The sequence below is a fragment of the Novosphingobium oxfordense genome, assembly GCF_044029435.1.
GTDB lineage: Bacteria > Pseudomonadota > Alphaproteobacteria > Sphingomonadales > Sphingomonadaceae > Novosphingobium.
In genome coordinates this window covers 2143248-2164404 of record NZ_CP147008.1, presented here as the reverse complement: position 1 = coordinate 2164404, position 21157 = coordinate 2143248, and the positions used below count along the sequence as shown (strand labels likewise).

At 63.0% G+C, this 21157-nt stretch carries 18 protein-coding genes; 11 read left to right on the top strand and 7 right to left on the bottom strand.

What is annotated here, in order from left to right:
• Positions 1-44: 44 nt before the first annotated feature.
• Complete coding sequence (locus WBP07_RS31960; protein ID WP_395397276.1) at positions 45-1460, bottom strand: MFS transporter; 1416 nt, start codon at positions 1458-1460, stop codon at positions 45-47.
• Between the two features lie 147 nt (positions 1461-1607).
• Between WBP07_RS31960 and WBP07_RS31955 the strand changes: the two genes are divergently transcribed.
• The 3 genes from WBP07_RS31955 to gor all read left to right on the top strand — a co-directional run bounded on the left by WBP07_RS31955 (position 1608) and on the right by gor (position 4922).
• A complete protein-coding gene (locus WBP07_RS31955; RefSeq protein ID WP_395397275.1) occupies positions 1608-2534 on the top strand; it encodes an SDR family NAD(P)-dependent oxidoreductase in 927 nt (308 codons plus the stop codon).
• 10 nt (positions 2535-2544) lie between these two features.
• Positions 2545-3438, top strand: coding sequence for an SDR family NAD(P)-dependent oxidoreductase (locus tag WBP07_RS31950; protein ID WP_395397274.1), 894 nt, complete (start codon positions 2545-2547; stop codon positions 3436-3438).
• 137 nt (positions 3439-3575) lie between these two features.
• Entirely contained in the window at positions 3576-4922 is a 1347-nt protein-coding gene (gor, locus tag WBP07_RS31945; protein ID WP_395397273.1) for a glutathione-disulfide reductase, read from the top strand.
• A gap of 127 nt (positions 4923-5049) precedes the next feature.
• Here the strand turns inward: gor and WBP07_RS31940 are convergent, their stop codons facing one another.
• Complete coding sequence (locus tag WBP07_RS31940) at positions 5050-5487, bottom strand: hypothetical protein (RefSeq protein WP_395397272.1); 438 nt, start codon at positions 5485-5487, stop codon at positions 5050-5052.
• A gap of 138 nt (positions 5488-5625) precedes the next feature.
• Positions 5626-7158 (bottom strand): catalase, encoded by a 1533-nt coding sequence (locus tag WBP07_RS31935; protein ID WP_395398292.1) that lies wholly within the window; start codon positions 7156-7158, stop codon positions 5626-5628.
• A gap of 300 nt (positions 7159-7458) precedes the next feature.
• Between WBP07_RS31935 and WBP07_RS31930 the strand changes: the two genes are divergently transcribed.
• Positions 7459-8742, top strand: coding sequence for a hypothetical protein (locus tag WBP07_RS31930; protein WP_395397271.1), 1284 nt, complete (start codon positions 7459-7461; stop codon positions 8740-8742).
• A gap of 98 nt (positions 8743-8840) precedes the next feature.
• Here WBP07_RS31930 and WBP07_RS31925 read toward each other — a convergent pair whose 3' ends face one another.
• Entirely contained in the window at positions 8841-9779 is a 939-nt protein-coding gene (locus WBP07_RS31925; protein ID WP_395397270.1) for a magnesium transporter CorA family protein, read from the bottom strand.
• A gap of 252 nt (positions 9780-10031) precedes the next feature.
• Between WBP07_RS31925 and WBP07_RS31920 the strand changes: the two genes are divergently transcribed.
• The 6 genes from WBP07_RS31920 to WBP07_RS31895 all read left to right on the top strand — a co-directional run bounded on the left by WBP07_RS31920 (position 10032) and on the right by WBP07_RS31895 (position 16723).
• The gene (locus tag WBP07_RS31920) at positions 10032-10790 is read left to right on the top strand and encodes an SDR family oxidoreductase (RefSeq protein ID WP_395397269.1); all 759 of its coding nucleotides are present in this window, start codon (positions 10032-10034) and stop codon (positions 10788-10790) included.
• 175 nt (positions 10791-10965) lie between these two features.
• A complete protein-coding gene (locus WBP07_RS31915) occupies positions 10966-13128 on the top strand; it encodes a catalase (RefSeq protein ID WP_395397268.1) in 2163 nt (720 codons plus the stop codon).
• On the top strand, positions 13125-14366 hold the full coding sequence (locus tag WBP07_RS31910) for an NAD(P)/FAD-dependent oxidoreductase (protein ID WP_395397267.1): 1242 nt from the start codon (positions 13125-13127) through the stop codon (positions 14364-14366). Before WBP07_RS31915 ends, WBP07_RS31910 begins: the two co-directional genes overlap by 4 nt.
• Positions 14367-14490: 124 nt before the next feature.
• Entirely contained in the window at positions 14491-14694 is a 204-nt protein-coding gene (locus WBP07_RS31905) for a hypothetical protein (protein WP_395398291.1), read from the top strand.
• A gap of 383 nt (positions 14695-15077) precedes the next feature.
• Positions 15078-16352: a sensor histidine kinase gene (locus tag WBP07_RS31900; RefSeq protein WP_395397266.1), complete on the top strand. Its 1275-nt coding sequence runs from the start codon at positions 15078-15080 to the stop codon at positions 16350-16352.
• Complete coding sequence (locus tag WBP07_RS31895; RefSeq protein WP_395397265.1) at positions 16352-16723, top strand: response regulator; 372 nt, start codon at positions 16352-16354, stop codon at positions 16721-16723. Before WBP07_RS31900 ends, WBP07_RS31895 begins: the two co-directional genes overlap by 1 nt.
• Positions 16724-16777: 54 nt before the next feature.
• Here the strand turns inward: WBP07_RS31895 and WBP07_RS31890 are convergent, their stop codons facing one another.
• Positions 16778-16984, bottom strand: a complete 207-nt coding sequence (locus WBP07_RS31890; protein WP_395397264.1) for a DUF2945 domain-containing protein — start codon at positions 16982-16984, stop codon at positions 16778-16780.
• Positions 16985-17185: 201 nt separating this feature from the next.
• Here WBP07_RS31890 and WBP07_RS31885 point away from each other — a divergent pair, with 201 nt between their 5' ends.
• Complete coding sequence (locus WBP07_RS31885; protein ID WP_395397263.1) at positions 17186-17641, top strand: pyridoxamine 5'-phosphate oxidase family protein; 456 nt, start codon at positions 17186-17188, stop codon at positions 17639-17641.
• A 45-nt stretch (positions 17642-17686) separates the two neighbouring features.
• Here WBP07_RS31885 and WBP07_RS31880 read toward each other — a convergent pair whose 3' ends face one another.
• Together WBP07_RS31880 and WBP07_RS31875 are read right to left on the bottom strand one after the other, a co-directional pair.
• A complete protein-coding gene (locus WBP07_RS31880) occupies positions 17687-18574 on the bottom strand; it encodes an exonuclease domain-containing protein (RefSeq protein ID WP_395397262.1) in 888 nt (295 codons plus the stop codon).
• Between the two features lie 106 nt (positions 18575-18680).
• Positions 18681-20975 (bottom strand): TonB-dependent receptor, encoded by a 2295-nt coding sequence (locus WBP07_RS31875; protein WP_395397261.1) that lies wholly within the window; start codon positions 20973-20975, stop codon positions 18681-18683.
• Between the last annotated feature and the right edge of the window lie 182 nt (positions 20976-21157).

Genomic DNA, 21157 nt, shown 5'->3' with positions numbered 1-21157 from the left:
TCGGTTCTCTCCTTGGTCCCGTTGATTTTCGGTTTGTGGGATCGTTACATTCCAAGCGCTTCGAGCCGCTCGATCTCCTCGCGATAGGGGCGGATGGCGCGGTAGATGCACAGCGTGGCCAGCGGCAGCAGCGCTACCGCGGTGATTTCCAGCGCCAGCCAGAGCTTGGCCGGATCGACCACCACGAACTGCGCGACGAGGCCGATCAGGAAGCTGCCCATCGCCCCGAAGAACGTGAACATGAACAGGTAGATAGCCGTCACCTGCCCGCGCATCGCGTTGGGTGCCACGCGCTGGATCGCGGCGTTCTGCGGTACTGCGCCGGCAATGCCGAACATGGCGCCCACCGATGAGACTAGGATCGCACCCAGGCCCGTGGGCATCAGCGGCGAAACGATCGAACAGACCGTCACCACCGCAAAGCAGATGAAGGCGGCGCGCACGTTGGCGTCCTTGTGGCGCTTGGCCAGCCATTCGACGAAAGTGCCGCCCAGCAGCAGGCCCAGCAGCGAGGAGATCAGCACGCTAACGGACGTTACCGCACCGATTTGCGCTTCGTTCCAGCCATAAGTGCGGATCAGGAACGGCACGCGCCAGAAGGCGAGGCCGAAGCTTTCCAGCGCGCTGAGCGCAAGGCCAAGGAACAGCGGGTAATAGACCTTGCGATTGGCACGGATCGCCTTGGCCGCGTCCAGTCCGGTGAACGTGAGCAGTCGGCGGCCGAGCGTTGGATGTTCCGGCACCAGCGAGGTCGCGTCAGGACGCGCCAGCCGCTGCGGTTCGCGGACGGTCAGAAACAGCAGCGCGAAAAGGAATGCGGGCATGCCCGTCCAGATCAGGATCCACTGCCAGCCGAGAATGTGCAGCGGGCCGAGTTCGGTTGGCGCCCAGTGTCCGGTAAGGGCGATAAGCTGGCCACCCACCAATGGTCCCAGCGTCGTTCCGCCGATGAAGCCGAACTGCAGGATCGCGAAGGCACGCGTGATCTTCTTCGGCGGGAACATGTCCGCGATCAGCGAGTAGGAGGCCGGCGCGTGGGCCGATCCGCCCGCCGCCAGAAACACGCGGCTGCCCACGAACTGGGTGAAGGTCTGCGCCACGCCGCCCAGCATGGTGACGAAGCCGATCACCGAGACGCCGCCCGCAAGCACGTATTTGCGCGGCCAGATATCCGCCAGACGCGCCAGCGGGATGCCCACGAAGAGATAGCAGATGATGCTGGCGGGGCCGGCCAGGAAGCCGAGCTGCGAATCGGTCAGGCCGAAGTCGGTCTTGATTCGCTCTGCCAGCATGCCGAACACGACCTGGTCGAAGAAGGTCAGGAACGTCGCAAGGACGATCACCGCCAGCGCCCAATAGGCAGATGCGGAACTGGGCCAACTGCGTTCATCCGGGCCTTTCGGCTCGATTGCGGGGACTCGTTCGTCCATCGGCGCGATACTGGCGGTTGCTACGGCCATGGCCTCTCCCATCCATCCTCTGTCCCTGCCGTGTTCGGCATAGGCTCATTCGTGATTGTTAGCCTTGCATACAATCTCTCGATAGTGAACAAAAGAGATCAGATTCGTTTCCAGCACGAAAAAACACATCGGAAGAGGAGAGAGGGCATGCAGGATCTTCCCGGGAAGACCGCGTTCGTCACCGGCGGTGCCAGCGGCATCGGGTTGGGTATTGCCAAGGCCCTGCTGGGTGCCGGCATGAACGTGACCATTGCCGACATTCGTCAGGACCACCTGGATGAAGCCGTGGCCGAACTGGACGGTGGCGATCGAGTTCTGGCTATCCGGCTGGACGTGACCGACCGCGCCGCCTTCGCCGCCGCCGCCGATGTGGTGGAGGCCAGGTTCGGCAAGATTCACTTGCTCTGCAACAATGCGGGCGTCGCCGTGGTGGGGCCTACGGACGTCGCCACCTTTGCCGATTGGGACTGGGTGATGGGCGTCAATGTGGGCGGCACGATCAACGGAATCGTCACGATTTTGCCGCGAATCCTGTCACATGGAGAAGGCGGGCACATCGTCAACACCGCCTCGATGTCGGCGCTCGTGCCGGCCCCGGGGACGACGATCTACTCGTCCGGCAAGGCCGCCGTCGCCTCGATGATGGAGTGCATGAGGCCCGAACTGGAATCGCGCGGAGTGATCTGCTCGGCCTTCTGCCCGGGCGCCGTCCAGTCCAACATTGCCGAGGCCAGCAAGACGCGCCCGGATGCACTCGGGGCCACCGGCTATGCCGAGGCCGACAAGGGGCGGCAAGCCGGCGGGCAATTCTTCCACCTCTACCAGACCAAGGAAGAAGTGGGCCAGCGCGTGCTCCAGGGCGTGCTCAATGACGAGCTTTACATCCTCACTCATGGCGAGTTCCTGGTGGGCGTGCGCGAGCGCGGCGAAGCGACCACGGCGGCGGTCCAGACCCAGCTTCCGGACAACGAAGAATATAAGCGTACCTTCGCAATTCTGTTCCGGAATCCGGCGATCACCGATGAAATCGAGCGCCAGAACCGCCTCCGCGCCGACCAGCGCGCGGAAGCCTGAGGAGGCTTCGATGAAGGATCTGGCGGGAAGAACCGCATTCGTCACCGGCGGGGCCAACGGCGTCGGCCTCGGTCTGGCCAAGACGCTGCTGGCGGAAGGCTGCAAGGTCGCCATCGCGGACGTTCGCGAGGATGCGATCGCGGAAGCCCTGAAGACGCTGGAGAACCAGCCGGTCATCGGCGTGCCGCTGGACGTGTCATCGCGAGAGGGATTTGCGGAAGCGGCGGACCGGGTGGAGCGGGAATTGGGGCCGGTAAGTCTGCTGTTCAACAACGCAGGCGTGAACCTCTTCCAGTCGATAGACGAATCTTCTTATGACGACTGGGACTGGTTGCTGGGCGTCAACCTGCACGGCGTGATAAACGGCATTGCTACTTTCGTGCCGCGCATGAAGGAGCGCGGGCAGGGCGGCCATGTCTGCAACACGGCGTCGATGGCGGCGTTTCTGGGCAGCGGCGTGCCCGGCATCTACAATACCACCAAGTTCGCGGTGCGCGGGCTCAGCGAGTCCCTACGCTACAGCCTCGCGCCGCACGGGATAGGGGTGTCGATGCTCTGTCCGGGGCTGGTGAAGACGCATATCTACGCCAGCGATGAAATCCGGCCCGAGGCCCTGAAGGCGGGCGCGAAGGCGGTGAACACGGCCTTCGTCGGCCAACTGGAACAAGTCCATCAGGCGGGCATGGAACCCGAAGTAATCGCCCGGCGCACGATCGATGCAATCCGGGAGAACCGCTTCTATGTGTTCTCGCATCCCGAATTCCGCGAGGAACTGGCGGAGGTGTTTGCGGAAGTGATCGAGCAATTCCGGCAGTACCCGCCCGATCCCGGCTTCGATGAGCGGATGAAGATCGAGGAAGGCCGCCGCGCCCGCTACAAGGAAGCGCGGGAAGCGGCGCGCTAGGTGGATGGTCGATACGCGCGACTAAGCAGGCGGCGGCCGCGCCGCCAATCCGGAAACCCGTTTTGCAGATCCGACCGTGGCACCCGTCATGCCGGTGCCACGGTAGGGAACCTGCCCCCATGGCTGGAGCAAGCCGCATGTCCGAATTCGACTACGACCTCTTCACCATCGGCGCCGGATCGGGCGGCGTGCGTGCGAGCCGGATCGCGGCGGCGCACGGTGCGCGCGTGGCGGTGGCGGAGGAGTTCCGGGTCGGCGGCACATGCGTGATCCGCGGCTGCGTGCCCAAGAAGATGCTGGTCTACGGCGCGCACTTTGCCGAGGATCTGGAAGACGCCAAGCACTTCGGCTGGGACATTCCGGAAGCGAAGTTCGACTGGCTGAAGCTGCGCGACAACGTGCTGGGCGATGTGGACCGGCTGAACGGCCTCTACACGCAGACGCTTTCGAACAACAAGGTGGAGATCTTCCACGAGCGCGCCGTGATCACCGGCCCGCACGAGATCACGCTGTCCAGCGGTGAGAAGAAGACCGCCAAGGTGATCCTGATCGCCACCGGTGCGCGTCCGCTGATACCGAGCTGCCCGGGCCACGAACTGGGCATCACCTCGAACGAGGCGTTCCACCTCGACGCGATCCCCAAGCGCATCCTGATCGCCGGCGCCGGCTATATCGCCAACGAGTTCGCCGGCATCTTCAACGAATTCGGCGCCAAGGTGACGCTGATCAACCGCTCCGACGCGCTGCTGCGCGGCTATGACGAGCAGCTGCGCGACCGCCTGCTGCAGATCTCGCTCGCCAAGGGCATCGACTTCCGCTTCAACGCGGACTTCCGCGGGATCGAGAAGAACGCCGACGGCTTGCTGACGGTCTCGATGACCAATCACGATCCGCTGGAAGTGGACTGCGTGATGTTCGCGACCGGCCGCGTGCCCAATGTCGAAGGGCTGGGGCTGGACAACGTCGGCGTCGAACTGGACGACAAGAACGCGATCGTGGTCGACGAATATTCGAAGACCAGCGTCGAGCACATCTACGCCGTGGGCGACGTGACCAACCGCGTGCAGCTGACCCCGGTGGCGATCCGCGAAGGCCATGCCTTTGCCGATACCGTGTTCGGCGGCAAGCCGACGACGGTGGACTATTCGTGCATCCCCTCGGCCGTGTTCAGCCATCCGCCGATCGGCGCGGTGGGGCTGACCGAGGCGCAGGCGCGCCAGCGGTATGGCGAGGTGGAAATCTACACGAGCGATTTCCGCCCGATGAAGAACGTGGTTGCCCATCGCAACGAACGTTCGCTCTACAAGATGGTCTGCGAGGCGCACACCGGCCGCGTGCTGGGCCTGCACATGATCGGCCCGGATTCGCCGGAGATCATCCAGGCCGCCGCCATCGCGGTGAAGGCTGGGCTGACCAAGGCCGATTTCGACGCCACCGTCGCCGTTCACCCGACCATGTCGGAAGAGCTTGTGCTGATGAAGTGATCGGGAGGCGCACTTCTTACCGAACTGTGCCCAACCTCTACCCCGACGGAGAGCCAAGGTAGCGGGGCAACCAGTACAACAGAGAATATTCGGGGAGGAGGACAGCCGCGATCCGTACAAGTCGGATCTAAATAGCTTGTCCGTTGGAGTGCCCGGCCCCTTGCCGTAAATTCCTGCGCTTCAGATCCAGCAATTTACGGACGTCTGCCAATTCGGTCTCTGCAGAGTTGGCAATTTCCTCCCAAGTTTGCGCCGATAAGTACCGTTCTTCTGCCTCCTGCGGGCAATTTGAATGGTAAGGCTCTAGAGAAATTTCCTGTTCGCTGTCTGGAGCAAACTTTCCATCCATCTCCAGATACCGCTGCTCCAGTCTCCGGTACTCTCTAAAGATCTCCCGATTTTGGCGCGCACGCTCGCCATCGGCGCACACATAGTGGGTTAGAGGATGCAGAACCCAGCCTCCGCGTGCCTTGTAAAAGAAGGCCGCCAATTTGCGATCTACTTCGTCTGAACTTGCCGGTGAGGGCGTGGCACTGGCGAGCAGTGCGAAGGCAAATAGCAGCATGTGGGATTTCCGCGCAGAATGGTCGGATTTGACCCTAGGCGCGATTGATCAATTTACAGCTAATACCTGAAATTCGGTCAGGCGGGATTGAGGGCGTGACGGGTTCGTCGCGCCCTCAATCCAGATGGTCCGCGTCTATCAGTCGGCGGTTTCGGGTTCCGGTGAGAGGACCGGATTGATGCTCATGCCAAGGGCCTTGGCTACGCCTTCGCCATAGGCCGGGTGGCAGCGGGTGCAGTTGTCGATGTGCCGCTGCTTGATGAAGTCCGGCGCATCGCCCATCGCGCGGGCCGTATTATCGAACAGGCGCTGCTTTTCATCGGCGCTGTAGAGCTCGAACAGAGCGCGTGGCTGGCTGTAGTAGTCGTAATCGTCCTCGCGGAAGTTCCAGAAATCGGCGTTACCGTCGATCTTCAGTGGCGGTTCGCGGTATTCCGGTTGCCCCTGCCACTGGCCGAACGAGTTCGGGTGATAGTGGGGCAGCCCGCCATAGTTGCCGTCAACACGGCCCTGACCATCGCGGTGGTTGGTGAAGACCGGGCAGCGCGCGGCATTCACCGGGATCTGGTGGTGGTTCACACCAAGGCGATAGCGCTGCGCGTCCGAATAGGCGAACAGTCGTGCCTGCAGCATCTTGTCCGGCGACACGCCGATGCCGGGGACGAGGTTGGAGGGCGCAAAGGCGCTCTGCTCGACATCGGCGAAGAAGTTCTCCGGATTGCGGTTGAGTTCCATCACGCCGATCTCGATCAGCGGATAGTCGGCATGGGGCCAGACCTTGGTGAGATCGAAGGGGGGGAACCCGCAGGTCGCGGCCTCTACTTCGGGCATGATCTGGACTTGCACGGTCCACTTGGGGAAATCGCCGCGCTCGATGGCGTCGTAGAGGTCCCGCTGGTTGGATTCGCGGTCTTTGGCGACGACATCCGCCGCTTCGGCATCGGTCAGGAATTCGACGCCCTGCTGGGTCTTGAAGTGGAACTTCACCCAGAAGCGTTCACCCTCATCGTTCCAGAACGAGTAGGTGTGGCTGGAATAGCCGTTCATGTGGCGATAGCTCTTGGGGATACCGCGATCGCCCATGACGTAGGTGACTTGGTGGAACGCCTCCGGCAGCAGGGTCCAGAAGTCCCAGTTGTTGGTGGCGCTGCGCATGTTGGTGCGCGGATCGCGCTTCACCGCCTTGTTGAGATCGGCGAACTTGCGCGGATCACGCACGAAGAACACCGGCGTATTGTTGCCGACCATGTCCCAGTTGCCTTCCTCGGTATAGAACTTCACCGCGAAGCCGCGAATGTCGCGCTCGGCATCGGCGGCGCCGCGCTCACCGGCAACGGTGGTGAAGCGGGCAAAGAGTTCGGTCTGTTTGCCGACATCGCCCAGGAACTTGGCGCGGGTGTATTTGGAGACGTCTCCGGTGACGGTGAAGGTGCCGAACGCGCCGGAGCCCTTGGCGTGCATGCGCCGCTCCGGAATGACTTCGCGGTTGAGGTTGGCCAGCTTCTCCAGCAGCCACACGTCCTGCATCAGCAGCGGGCCGCGCGGGCCGGCCGTCAGCGAGTTGGAATTGTCGACGACCGGCGCGCCGAAGGCCGTGGTGAGCGGCGTCGCGCCGGGGGCGGCACCATGGCCGAATGGGCACTTTCCGCCGTCTGGGTTCGATCCGGTCATCATGTCGCTCCTTGAATGTGATTTCCCCGCAAGGGGTTACGGGCCTTGTCTAGCGCGATGATCCGGATTGGCTAAACTATACGATGATATGATTGTGATCGACTGAGGCGATTAGTCGCCTGCTCGACAATCGAGATGGCGAACGTCGTAGCCCGTCCGTGACCGGGCGTGATGGCCCCGCCGACTTCGCCTCTGCGATAACCGGTCACCTCGTCGTGAGCCATCTTGTGCGGCCCATCAAACCATCTCAATCAATTTGATAGAGAATGCGCATCGGATGAACGCACCAAGGAGAGAGACATGCGGATTTCCCGGATTCTGCGGAGTGTGGGGGCGGTTGCTCTCGGTATTGGCCTGCTGTCGAAGGCGACCGGGGTGTGGGCAGACGCGCCATCCTCACCCGGCGCGGTGCCGGGGTGGACCGAATTTCTGGACGGCGTTCGCGATCTTCCGGATAGAATTCTCGCTAAGCTGCCGCCGGAACAGCGAGACGATCCGCAGGTCAGGCAGGAGGTCGGGCGGCTTGCACTGTCGGCTGTCACAGCGGCGGGCATCGATGCCCTGGCAAGCGATCCCGACCATCCGGCGTTCGTTCCTCAACTCAACAATTACCTCACCGTCGGTCAACCGAACGCCGACACCAATTACAGGTCAGCCAAGATAGCGCCCGGCGGCGTCTACCGCTTGCGCGGCGTTCGCGGTTCGATGAACCAGGTTCGCGTCGCCGAGGCTGGCCCGCCAAAGTCCGGCGGGGAAGGGCGCACACAGCCACGGCCCGTGCACGACATCAATGCCCTGCACACCGATGAGCAGGGACGTTTCGATGTGATCCTCAGCCCCACCCGTCCCGAGGGCTATACGGGCGACTGGTGGCAATCCGACCCTGCTACAAATATGCTGCTGGTCCGAATGGTTGGCTCCGATTGGGAGCATAAGAAGGAGCCTTCGCTGTCGATCGAGCGCGTCGATAGGCCGGCGCCGCGCCCCCGCCCGAACGCGGACAAGCTGGAGGCCGCACTGCGCGGAATTCCAGCCTCGGCCGGGTTTATTGCGCCGCTGCTGGTAGACAGGCCCGGGAAGCTTCGGGCCGAAGGCTACGTCAACAAGCTGAAGGCGGTGGATCTCACCCAGCTTGGCGGGCTTGCCGGCCAGTTTTATTTCGAAGGCGCTTATGCGTTGAAGAAGGACGAGGCATTGCTGATCGAAACGGCGGTTCCGGCGAAATGCACCTATCACTCGCTGATCCTGACCAACGACATCTATGAAACGACCGATTGGTACAACAACCAGAGCAGCCTGAACGGCGGGCAGTCGTCGATCGACAGTGACGGCACGTTGCGCGTCGTCGTATCGGGCAAGGATCCCGGGGTGCCGAATTGGCTGGATACTGCCGGTTATGACACCGGGGTGATCCAGGGCCGGTGGATGGAGTGTTCCAGCCAGCCCATCCCGACCGTACGCAAGGTGGCTCTGTCGGAACTGCCGAAGCTTCTGCCAAAGGGCACCCCGCACATTACACCGGAGCAACGCGACGCGCAGATCCGGGCGCGCCGCGCGACCCTGCAGCAACGGCCCCTTTGGTAGATCCGGATGTCCGGCAAGCTACGGCGCACGGCGCAAATGCGTTTCAGCCGTCGGCGGGTTTCGGCTTTTGCCCTCCGTCTGCCGTTCGACGAAGCCTGCTAAATCCATCCGCGCCACTTGAACCAGAGATAGGGGATGACTGTCGATAGCAGGCACAGCAGCAGGGCGAAGGGATAGCCAAGCGGCCAGCTGAGTTCAGGCATCATGTGGAAGTTCATGCCGTAGACGCCCACCACCAGCACGGGCGGAATGCCGACGACCGATGCGACCGTCAGCACTTTCACGACGTCGTTCTGTTCGATGCTGATGAAGGCCGTTGCCGCATCCTGCTGGAGCTGGATGCGGCCGCCCAGGCTGACCTCGAATTCGTCCAGCGAATTGATGTCGTGGCGGATCGCCTCGAACCGCTCGCGAAGGTCCTGATCGAGCTTGGGCGTGCAGCGATCCAGCACGAAGCTTACCATCCGTCCGATGCTCAGGAACGCATACCTCACGCGCGAGGCGCGGTCGCTTGCCTGGCCCATGTTCCGGATGATTTCCCGAATCTTGCGCGTTTCCCGGCGAAGCCCCGGGCGCTCCTCTTCCTCGAAGAACAAAGATTGTGCCGCGCGGGAGAGTATTTCGGAGGCGTGTTCCAGGTGATCCGCGGCGCGGTCAACCACATCTTCCAGCAGTGCGAGCAGGGCACTGGGCGGCGTCAGGTCGCTGACATCGTGCAGCGCGCCGGCGACATCGTCGAACGGCGCGAGATCCGAATAGTGGATGGTGACGAGCACGTCGGGGGTGAGGATGAAGCCCGTCGGCGCCAGCTTCCAGTGGTTCGTAGTGGTCCCCGCGATCAGCGGCGCGGTCATATAGAGGGCATTCCCATTCACCCGCAGGCGGCTTGACGTTTCGATTTCGCGAAGCGTCTCAAGGTCCGGGATATGGATGCCGTAGCGTTTCTCGACCCTGGATTTCTCGTCCTCGTCGGGCGACATCAGATCGATCCAGGCGGCGCTGGCTTCAGTCTCGCCTCTCGGAAATGACCTCAACATATCGGCTTCCCACTCACGTTCGATGCGTCCGGTTCTTGTCGTGAGAGATCCTGTGCCACGAGGCGGCGGCGAACGCCCGCGATCGGGATATCTGCTGTCTTGGCGCAGTCTTGGAGATGGAAGCCGTCATACCCGCGAATAACCGTCCATGCGCGGCAACGTTCCGTCTTCACTGTAGCGGAACGGACGCGCGATGGGCGTTCCCGTCATCGGCCGAGGGAACACCTGCCATACTGCAAGGTTTGTTGTGGCATGACCGACCTGTCCGACGCACACACCGCCGTCACTCCCCTTCGCGGACGGAAGGCGATCATCACCGGCGGCACCACCGGGATCGGCCGGGCCATCGCCGTTCTGCTCGCCAGCGAGGGGGTGGAGGTGTTCGTCTGCGGGCGTTCTCCCGATCATCTGGCCGATGCGCTGCAACGCATAGAGGAAGTCGGAAAAGGCGATGGCGTCAGCCTCGACCTGGCGGACCCCGACCAGCTTGAAAGCTTCTTCGCGCAGGCCCGGGCCTACCTTGGCGATCCGGACATCGTCATCATCAATGCGGCGGTCCCTGCAGGCGCGCTGACCAGCATGACCATGGAAGAGATCCGCTATGCGGTCGCGGTAGATTTCACCGCCTATATTCTCAGCGCCAGCGCCGCCCAGCGCATGCTTGTCGACAAGGGCGACATCGTGCTGATCGGTTCGATGTCCGCCCATGTGCTTGGCCCCGGTTCCACCGTCTATGCGGGGATGAAGGCCGGGATTGCCGGCTTTGCAGAGGCGCTTCGCCGGGAACTGGGGCCGCAGGACATCAAGGTCGGCCTGATAGAGCCGGGCAAGACGGGCGCGGACTTTCAGTATCCGGACATTCCTGCGGAGAAGCAGCGCGAAATGATCGGGAAGGAAACCATGCTGCGTGCCGAGGATATCGCAGTTGCTGTGCATTATCTGCTCACGCAGCCAAGGCGCGCCGTCGTCCAGCAGATCACGATCGCGCCGCGCGAACAGGAAAGCGAGTGAGGTCCAGCGCCCAATGACCCCGGCCGCGCGACGAGGCGAGGGCAAGGCGGGGAACGTGCACCTGCCGCTGCGGATTTGATTGGCAAGCGCGAAGGCCACCATGCCCGCGCCAACGTGCCCGCGCATACGCGCCGGCATATCCCTGCCCGTTTATCGATTGCCAGGAGACTTCCCGATGCCCGCCTCCAAGGAAAGCCGCCACGAAGATCGCAGCCCGGCCACCAACAACGCCCTGGATGAAATCAGCCCCGGAGCTGGCAAGACGACCGCCAAGGAGAGCCCCGGCAACGGCGGCGAACTCCATCAGGACGTGGGCGGCAAGGCAGCCGAACCGGATGCTTTCCTGACCGACAACTTCGGCCATCGCATTGCCGACAATCAGAACAGCTTGAGGGCGGGCGAACGTGGGCCGACGCTGCTGGAAGACTTCGTCCTGCGCGAAAAGATCTTCCATTTCGACCACGAGCGCATCCCGGAACGCATCGTCCACGCCCGTGGGACAGGCGCGCATGGCGTCTTCGAGTGTACAAAGGCGATACCGGAACTGACCAAGGCGGCGATCTTCCAGAAGGCGGGCAAGACCTGTCCGGTTTTCGTTCGTTTCTCCACCGTGGCCGGCGGCGCCGGGTCGGTGGACACCCCGCGCGACGTGCGCGGCTTCGCGGTCAAGTTCTATACCGAGGCCGGAAACTGGGATCTCGTCGGCAACAACATCCCGGTCTTTTTCATCCAGGATGCCATCAAGTTCCCGGACCTGGTTCACTCCGTGAAGATGGAAGCTGATCGCGGCTATCCGCAGGCGGCCTCCGCGCACGATACCTTCTGGGATTTCGTGTCGCTGATGCCGGAAACGCTGCACATGATCATGTGGGCCATGTCCGATCGCGCAATCCCCCGCTCTCTCCGGATGATGGAAGGCTTCGGCGTCCACACCTTTCGCCTTGTCAACGAGGCGGGCGAGGGCAAGTTCGTCAAATTCCACTGGCGCCCGGTGCTGGGCATGGAATCGCTGATCTGGGACGAGGCGGTGAAGATCGCGGGCGCGGATCCGGACTTTCACCGGCGCGACTTGTTCGAGGCGATTGCCGCCGGCGACTTCCCTGCCTGGGACCTTGGCGTTCAGGTTTTCGATGAGGCATGGGCGGCGAAGCAGCCCTATGACGTGCTGGACGCGACCAAGCTGATTCCGGAGGAGGAGATCCCGCTAGACACCGTTGGCCGCCTGACGCTCAACCGCAATGTCGACAATTTCTTCGCGGAAACCGAACAGGTCGCCTTCCTGCCCAGCAACGTGATCCCGGGCATCGATTTCACCAACGACCCGCTGTTGCAGGGCCGTTTGTTCTCCTACCTAGACACCCAGAAGTCGCGGCTCGGCACCACCAACTTCCACCAGATCCCGATCAACGCGCCCAAGTGCCCGTTCCACAACTTCCAGCGTGACGGGCTGATGCAGACGCTGGTTCCCACCGGCCGCGCCAACTACGAGCCCAACAGCCTTTCCGAAGCCGGAGAGAGCAACGGCCCGCGCGCCTGCCCGGAGACGGGTTTTACCACCTTCCCGGAAAATGCGGAGCGCAACGATCCGGGCGAAAAGCTGCGGATCAGGGCGGAACTTTTCGCCGATCACTACAGCCAGGCGGCACTGTTCTATCACTCGCAAACGGACAGCGAACAGGCGCACATCGCCTCTGCCATCGTGTTCGAACTGTCGAAAGTTGCGCTGAAGCATGTGCGCGAACGGGTCGTCTCGCGCCTGCGCAATGTCGATGAGACACTGGCAAAACGCGTCGCCGCAGGACTGGCGATCGGCTTGCCCGAAAAGGCCAAGGCCGCGCGCGCGCCGGTCAAGATGGCGCCATCCGATGCCCTCTCGATCCAGAAGAAGGCGGTGGACACCTTGAGCGGCCGAAAGGTCGGCATCCTGTTCGCCGAAGGATCGGACAAGGCCGCGATCGACAAGCTGCGCAAGCAGATCGAGGATGCAGGAGGCACTCCTTTCCTGGTCGCGCCGAAAGTGGGCGGCATCGCCGTGAAGGGCGGCACGCTGGAGGCGGACGGCCAACTGGCGGGCTCCCCCTCGATCCTGTTCGACGCGGTCGCCTCGATCCTGATGCCTGAAGCGGCGCAGAAACTGGCGGCGCAAGGTGCGGCGGTTCAGTGGTTCATGGACGCCTTCGGCCATTGCAAGACCATCGCCCACTGCCCCGGCACGCAAGTGATCCTCGACAAGGCCGGCGTGGAGAAGGACGAGGGCGTGGTCCCGGTGGAGGATTTCACCAAGGTCGGCGCCAAGCGGCACTGGGCGCGCGAACCCAAAGTGCGTGATCTGGCGTGAGCGATGGCGAGCGGACGATACCGCTTACGGAATCGCGCGATCTCAGAACCGGCCACGTCCCGTGGCGCGAAGCCGACTGGGTTCCTCCGGTGTCGTCGAAGTTCCCGGGCGGCAAGGTGGACGTTGCAATCCTTGGCGGCGGGATCATGGGCGCCGTTCTGGCGGATCGGCTGAGCGAAGGCGGGCGAAGTGTCGCGATCTGCGACCGGCGCCCGCCGGGAACCGGCAGCACCGCGGCGTCGACCGCGCAACTGATGTGGGCGATGGACGTGCCCCTGACCACGCTTGCAGGCCGATTGGGCGAGGCCGAAGCGGCGCGCCGGTGGCTGCGCGTATTCGCCGCCATGGAGCGTTTTGGCCAACGGCTCGATCATGTCGAAGGCGCGGCGCGGCAGGACGTTCCCACGCTCTATCTCGCCGGCGACCTGCTTGACCCGCAGGGGCTGGAGCGGAAGGCCGCCCTGCATCGGCGGCATGGCTTGCCCTCCGAATTCCTGCCGGCCGAAGCGGTTGCCGCGCGCTTCGGGATAACGCCAAAGGCCGGTATAGTTTCGGGCGGAACCTTTTCGATCGATCCGGTGCGAACCTGTCATGCCCTTCTGTCACGCGCCTGCCAGCGCGGTGCGCAACTGGCCTATCCGGTGGACATCGTTGCGCTTCACCCCACGCCCGATGGTATCACGCTGGAGGCTGCGGACGGCCGGACCGTCACGGCAGGCGACGTCGTCCTGGCGACCGGCTACGAACGCGCGCGCCTGTTCCTGCCTCCCGCCTTTTCGCTGCTTTCGACATATGCGATCGCCACGGCGCCGGGAGTTGCACCGCTCTGGAAGGAGCAGGCGATGATCTGGGAGGCAAGCGATCCTTACCTCTATGTCCGCGCTGCCGGCGACGGCACGATCATCGCGGGCGGAGAGGATGTGGAATTGTCCGACGCCGCTGCACGCGATCACCTGTTGGCAGGCAAGGCCGGCGCGATCGCTGCAAAACTCGCCCGGCTGTTGAACCGGGACAAGATCGACTGGGATCGTTCCTGGACCGCCACTTTCGGAAATTCCCCCGATGGCCTGCCTGCCATCGGGCGTGCGCAGTCGATGGAACACGTCTGGATCGCCGCAGGTTTCGGCGGCAACGGCATCGCCTTTGCCGCACTGGCCGCCGAACTCCTCCAAGCCGCACTCGATGGGGTGCCGGACGACGATGCGCAGTGCTTCGATCCCTATCGCTTCGAGCATTGATCGCGGATTGGCCGGTCGGGCCGACGCCGCGCCGACCCTCGATAAGCAGGCAATGCCCCAGCATGACATCAGTACGGCCGATCTGATGAAGGGCTTGCGCGGTGGCGCAAGGTGGCGAGGGGCCATGGATGGCGTGCGGAATGTGCTTCAGTCCTACGGGGCAGGCGCGGCCATGGTGATCTTCGTATCCAGTTCGCTGGCACTCATCGCCTGGGGCTTTCTCAATCCGGATAGCGAAGGGATCGGATGGCAGAACCTTGTCCTGCTTGTCATCAACGCGGTCGGCGTCTGGCGCTGTCTCGGCTCATCTCCACGCAAGGATGCCTGAGCATTTCCGCGCGCGGGAACGCGATGGGCATTCAGCTAGTTAGCGTTGGATAAGCATCGAAGGAGAACTGCCATGAGGGTCGTCCCGCCGAAGCGGCCCCTCGCGGCAATATCCGTGAGTTCAACGAAGGATCGTGACGCGACAAGCTATCGGTATTCTTCGTAGCGGGCGCTGGAAGAGGGAGCGATCTTCCTCTCACGGCGTTGCTAGGTATTGGAAGATAAGCAAGGATTTTCTCTATGGGCGACGGGTCGGCAATGCCGTCTCATGGTGACAGTGGCCGGTCGACCGAGGCAGCGCTGAGGGAGAGCGAGGCGCGGTTTCGCGCTTTCGTGAATGCCAGCACTGACGTCGTTTACCGCGTAAGCCCCGATTGGGCCGAAATGCGCGAACTTGATGGACGGGGCTTCGTAGCGGATACGGATGCAAGCCGACGATCCTGGATCGAAGACTACATAATTCCCGAAGATCAGCCGCAAGTCCGCGCCGCGATAGGGGAGGCCATTCGCAGCAAGCGCATGTTCGAGCTGGAGCATCGCGTCTGGCGCGTAGACGGTTCGATCGGATGGACGCTCTCGCGCGCGGTGCCGCTGTTTGACGAGGCGGGCGAGATCGCCGAGTGGTTCGGCGCCGCCAGCGACGTGACCGACCGCCGCGAGACGCAGGACGCCCTTGCCCGCGTGACCAGCGAACTGGACCGGCAGAAACGCTCGTACGAAGCGCTGATATCGGCGACGCCGGACCTCGTCTACGCGTTCGACACGGACTATCACTTCACCTTCGCCAATCGCGCCCTACTGACCATGTGGGGGCGCACGCTGGAAGAATCGATCGGTAAACGACTGATCGAAGTCGGCTACGAACAGTGGCATGCCGAGATGCACGAGCGTGAGATCGATCGGGTGATTGCCACCAAGGAGGGCATCCGCGGCGAAGTCGGGTTCCCCCATGCGACGCTTGGCTGGCGCACTTACGACTACATTTTCATGCCGATCCTGAACGAAGCCGGCGAGGTGGAATCGATCGCCGGTACGACCCGCGACATAACCGACATCAAGCGGGCCGAGGAACACCTGAAGCTGCTGGTCAACGAACTCAACCACCGGGTCAAGAACACGCTGGCGACGATCCAGTCGATCGCCAGCCAGACCTTTCGCGGCGACGCAGCCAGCCCGAACGCGCGCGCCGCGTTCGAAGGCCGGCTGATCGCGCTGTCGGACGTGCACACCGTGCTCACGCGCGCCAACTGGGAAGGCGCCAACCTTCGCGAAATCGTCACGCAGGCGCTTGCACCGTTCGATGACGGCATGACGCAGGAAAGGCTGACGATCGCTGGGCCCGACAAGACGCTCCGTCCGCAATTGTCACTCGCGATTGCCATGGCGTTGCACGAACTTGCATCGAACGCGGTCAAGTATGGCGCGTGGTCGAATGCCAGCGGCAGCGTGGAAGTGGTCTGGGCGAGCAGGGCCGGGCGGCTGCATCTGGAATGGACGGAAAAGGATGGGCCCTCCGTCTCCACGCCGATACATCGGGGCTTTGGCACGCGCTTGCTGCAGCATGCGCTGGCACGCGAACTCGATGGCGAGGTGAAACTCGATTATCGGGAGAGGGGGCTGGTGTGTTCGGTCGACATGAGCATTGAGGAACTGGGCTGATGGCTTCGCTTCTTACAGGGCAACACGTCCTGATCGTCGAGGACGAGGCAATCGTCGCGATCCTGCTTGAGGACATCGTCGAGGAAATCGGCTGCACGATCGTCGGCCCGGTCTCGAAAGTGGCCCACGCCCTTGCGGCGCTGGAGGCCGATAGGGTCGATGCAGCCATACTCGACGTCAATCTGGCCGGCGAATGGAGCTATCCGATTGCGGACGCGCTTGCTGCGCGCGGCGTGCCGTACATGTTCGTTACGGGCTATGGAGAGGCCGGGATCGAGGCTGCCTACCGCCGCCAACCGGTCGTGCAGAAACCGTTCACCCGCGCATCGCTGGAGCGAGCGCTGGAAAGCCTGATTTCGCCCCCCGCCTAGCCTGCGGAAGTCGGTAAACGGCCGTTGTCCAGCCATGCATCGGCATGATGCCGTTCAGGTCCGATCGAGCGAACCCGGCTTGTGTGCAGCCTGTTTGCCGTCGTCCGTCTCGACAAGGTATTCCACATTGTCCTTCGATGCGGCGACTTTGTGGCCCTTGATCCGCGTCGGTTCGGTCAGCTTCTTGACGACCTTGCCATGGGCCTTGCCGCCATGGCTGCTCCAGCTCACCGCATCGCCCTTCCTCAGTGATTTTGCCATGCCGTCCTCTCGCAAAATGCCTGCGTCCTGCTGACGAAAACCGACGCGCGGGCGAATGGTTCTCCGCGAGGTGGGGGCAGAAGCGTGAAGATGCGCGACTTTGCGACGAGCCGGGTGCCGGCACGGTGTGGAGTGATCGAGCGGGGTGGCCGAAATCGTGCGCTCGAACGTTTCGTCAAGGTATCGATCAAGGAGGATGCCATGACCATGACGCTTGAGCAGATTTCCGAAAAGATGAAGGACATCGATTTCGCGATGCTCGCAACCCACACCAGCGGCGGCGCTATTGCGGCAAGGCCGATGAGCAACAACCGCGAGGTCGACTACGGCGGCCAAGCCTGGTTCTTCACCGACGATTCCGCCCTGATGGTTTCGGATATTGACGCCGACCCCCACGTGACCCTCAGCTATCAGGGTAAGTCCGGATTGCTGGGCATGCGGCCGTTCTTCCTGGCGGTGGAGGGCCGTGCACTGCTGGTGCGAGACAAGACCCGTTTTGCCGAGCACTGGACCAAGGGGCTGGAGCGCTGGTGGCCGCAGGGCATCGATACGCCCGGGATCGTGCTGATCCAGGTGGTTGGCGAGCGGGCGCATTACTGGGATGGCGAGGATCAGGGCGAGGTTTCCCTTCCTGCCGCCAGTGCATCGCTCGCATGATCGCAGGGGGAGCTGTGCCGTCTCCGTTGACGGCTGAGGTGCGCCTCAAAGGGGGCGGATCGCTTCCAGCCGCAGGCGCAGTTCCGCCTCGGTGACGATCTCGATCCGGCCGCCCGCATCGCGCAGCTCTTCCGCCTTGCGGTATTGCTCCTCTGCGGCGACCCATCGCCCGAACGGCTGAAGCGTGCCGATCACCAGCATCGTCGTGGTCGCGCCGACGGAGGACACGATGCGCGCGCCCGCACCGGCCAGGAATTGTGCCAGCGTGCCATCGCGGCCAGCGCCCAGGATGGCGATGCGCTGGCCCTTGAGCGGGCCTTGCTCGGCGGCGGGCGGCGCCTTGCCCTGCTTGCCGGGCTTGGCCATCCAGCCTTGCAGATCGATCCCCGTCTCTTCCATGGCCCTGACGATCACCATGCCCGCTGCGCGCGCGTCGCTGAGGGCGTCATGGTGGCGATGCCGGATCTTCAGGTGGCGGGAAAGCACGTTGAGGCGGTGGCTGGAAAGTTGCGGCCAGGCCCGCTTGGCGACGCGCACGCTATCGAGCCAGGTCGTCTCGATCGCCGCGAGCCCATTCAGCCGGCAGGCTGCTCCCAGCGCGCCCTTGTCGAACGCCGAGTGTGCGACAGTGATGCGTCCGCCGAGATAGCCTGCGATTACCGAGTGGACGTCGCTGAAAGTGGGCTTTCCAGCTACGTGTTCGGGTGAAATGCCGTGGATGCGGATGTTGAAGGTGGAAAACTCGTCACACGGATCGATGAGCGTTTCGTAGGCAAAGACCTCACTTCCCTGCCGGAAGCCGACGATGCCGATCTGGCAGATGCTGCTGACCCGCGAACAGGCGGTTTCGACGTCTACCACCACGAAATCCGGTTCTTCGCAGGGCGTTATGTCGGCGGAGGAGGGAAGCGGATGCGAGACCGGGAATTTCATGGCAGCTGCCGTAGCAGCTTGGACCGCCAAGGGCGAGGTGGCGGGGTTTCTGTCGTGCAGGCGGAGGAACGGCGCGGGGCTTCGAAGCCCCGCGCCGCGATTTCCCTCAGAACTTGACGCCGAATGTCGCCCCGTAAGTGGCCGGACCGGCCCAGACGCTGCCGATGCCAAGCGAGGCGTAGTTCACCGCCGAGCGATAGCGCTTATCGGTCACGTTCTCGCCGAAGATCGCGATCGAATACTTGTCGCTTGCGTCGGTCCACTCTGCCCGCAGGCCGAGCAGGGCGTAGTCGCTCTGCTTGAACTGCTCGGCAATGCCGAAATAGAACGAGGAGGTATAGTAGAGATTGCCCGACAGGGTGAGCCGTCCGTTGGCAAGATCGAGGCCGTAGGACGCCGCCAGATTGGCGGTAAACTCAGGCGAACGCTGCATCTTGAAGCCGCTGGCGTCGGTGGTCGTTTCCACCAACGAACCGGGCCCGAGGGCGCCGCAGATCACCGGCGAAGTTTTGTCAGTCACGGTGGGGTCGCAGAACTGGTAGAACGGCGCGTTCGGGAAGTTCTTGTACCGCGCATGAGTCCAAGCCGCGCCGGCGGAGACCGTGAAGTCTGAAGTCACGCGGGCGCTGACCTGTCCTTCGATACCGTAGATTTCGGAGCTTGCCGCATTGGTGATCCGCGCGGTTCCGGCCTGGAAGCTGGAAACCTGCAGGTTCTTATAATCATAGTAGAATCCGGAAAGCTCAGCGGAAATCCCGCCCTTTGCGTACTTGTAGCCCAGTTCGTAGGCGTTGATCGTTTCCGGCTTAACCGGGCGATACGAATATCCGCCGACGTTCAGCAGGCCGGCTTTGTAGCCTTGCGTGAAGGACGCATAGATGCTGGATTCGTCGTTGGGCTTGAAGCGCAGCACGACGCGCGGGGTAACGCGATCGTTGGTCAGCTTAGGCACGTCAAAGCGCGTGTAGAGCGGCACGTTTGCCGGGAACGGCACCGGGTTGCCATTGGCATCTTCATAAACCGCTGCGGTCAGCGCCTTGAGGAAGTAAGCATCGTCCACCCAGTCATGGCTGTAGCGGGCGCCTGCTGTCAGGAAGAGCTGCGGGGTGATTTCGTAAGTGGCGTCGGCGAAGACGGCGATCGACTGCGTTAGCGTGCCGGATTCACCGTTGCGAACGAACGGCGCGGTGCCCAGCTTGGCGTCCGTGGGCCAGGTATCGCGGTTGCGGAAATAGTAGACGCCGGTGGTCCACTGCAGCGGCGAACCGGCCTTGGAGTTCAGCAGCAGTTCCTGCGTGAAGGTCTTGCTGTTCGATCCGATGCGGATGGTGAAGATCGGCAGCGCCGTCGCGTCCAGATCCTGCACACTGGTCACCCGTTCATCGCGGTACTGCGTGTAGGACGTGAGGTTGGCGAAGCCCAGATCGGCCTTGATCGTGCCCTGGATGATGTCCGAATTGCTTTGGGCGCCAATGCCGTCGCTGGGCTGAAGCGCGACCTGATTGGGCTTGGTCGCGTAATAGCCGGTGGGCGTGTACTGGTATATCCAGCGCGTTCCGTCCTCATCCACGAAGGCGTTGTGCATCAGCGCCGAAGGATCGTCGGTCTTCGAATGCATGTAGCGCAGCAGCACGCTGACGTCGGGTGAAACTTCCCATTTCAGGCCGGTACGGACCGACCAGCGGTTGTATTTGCCGACATGGTCGTTGTCGTCGATGATGTTCGTCTGGAAACTGTCGCTCCGGCGGTAGAGACCCTCGACATCGAACGCGAGGCCGGGTGCGAGGCCGGAGGTGGCGTATCCCTGCACTTCCACGGTGTTGAAGCGGCCATAGGAAATCTTCATCTCGCCGCCCGGCGTCTCACTGGGATCGGCGGTGGTGACCAGGATCGCGCCGCCGGTGGTGTTGCGGCCGAACAACGTGCCCTGCGGGCCTTTCAGCACCTGCACCGACTGGACTTTCATCAACTGGAAGTCCGTTGCCGCCGCGCTGGGGGAGAAGAAACCGTCCACGTAAGTCGCGACGTTCGGGCCGCCGCCCGATGTCGTGATGGCGGTGCCGACACCGCGGATGGTGGGCTGGGTGTAGACGCCCGACTTGTCGAAACGAAGCGCGGGAACGACTTTGGAGAGGTCCGAAAGCTGGCGGACGCCGGCATTGGTCAGCGCCTGATCGGTGACCGAGGTGATCGTGATCGGCACGTCCAGCTGGCGTTCGGAGCGGCGCTGCGCAGTGACGTAGATTTCGCTTGTCTGGGTCGGTTCGTTTGCGGCCTGCGGTGCATTTACGGCATCCGCAGCCGTCTTCGCGCTACTGTCCTGCGCGATGGCCGGGTGCGCGAGCAGCGCGACCGTCAATGCGAATGCCGATGGCGCAGTTCGCCGGAAATTGTTGGACATCGTATCCTCCCCTCTCTCCCTCGCCCGGCTTCCCGCCGGTGCTGAACATCAGTTTCGCACTAGCCGCGGCGAGGGCAAAATTTCACGACGGCCATATCGTCACAGCGCTTTTACGGATGCTTTGACGTACCAATTTCGGGTATTAAATGTACCATATGGATTGTTATTCGCCCTGGCGCGTC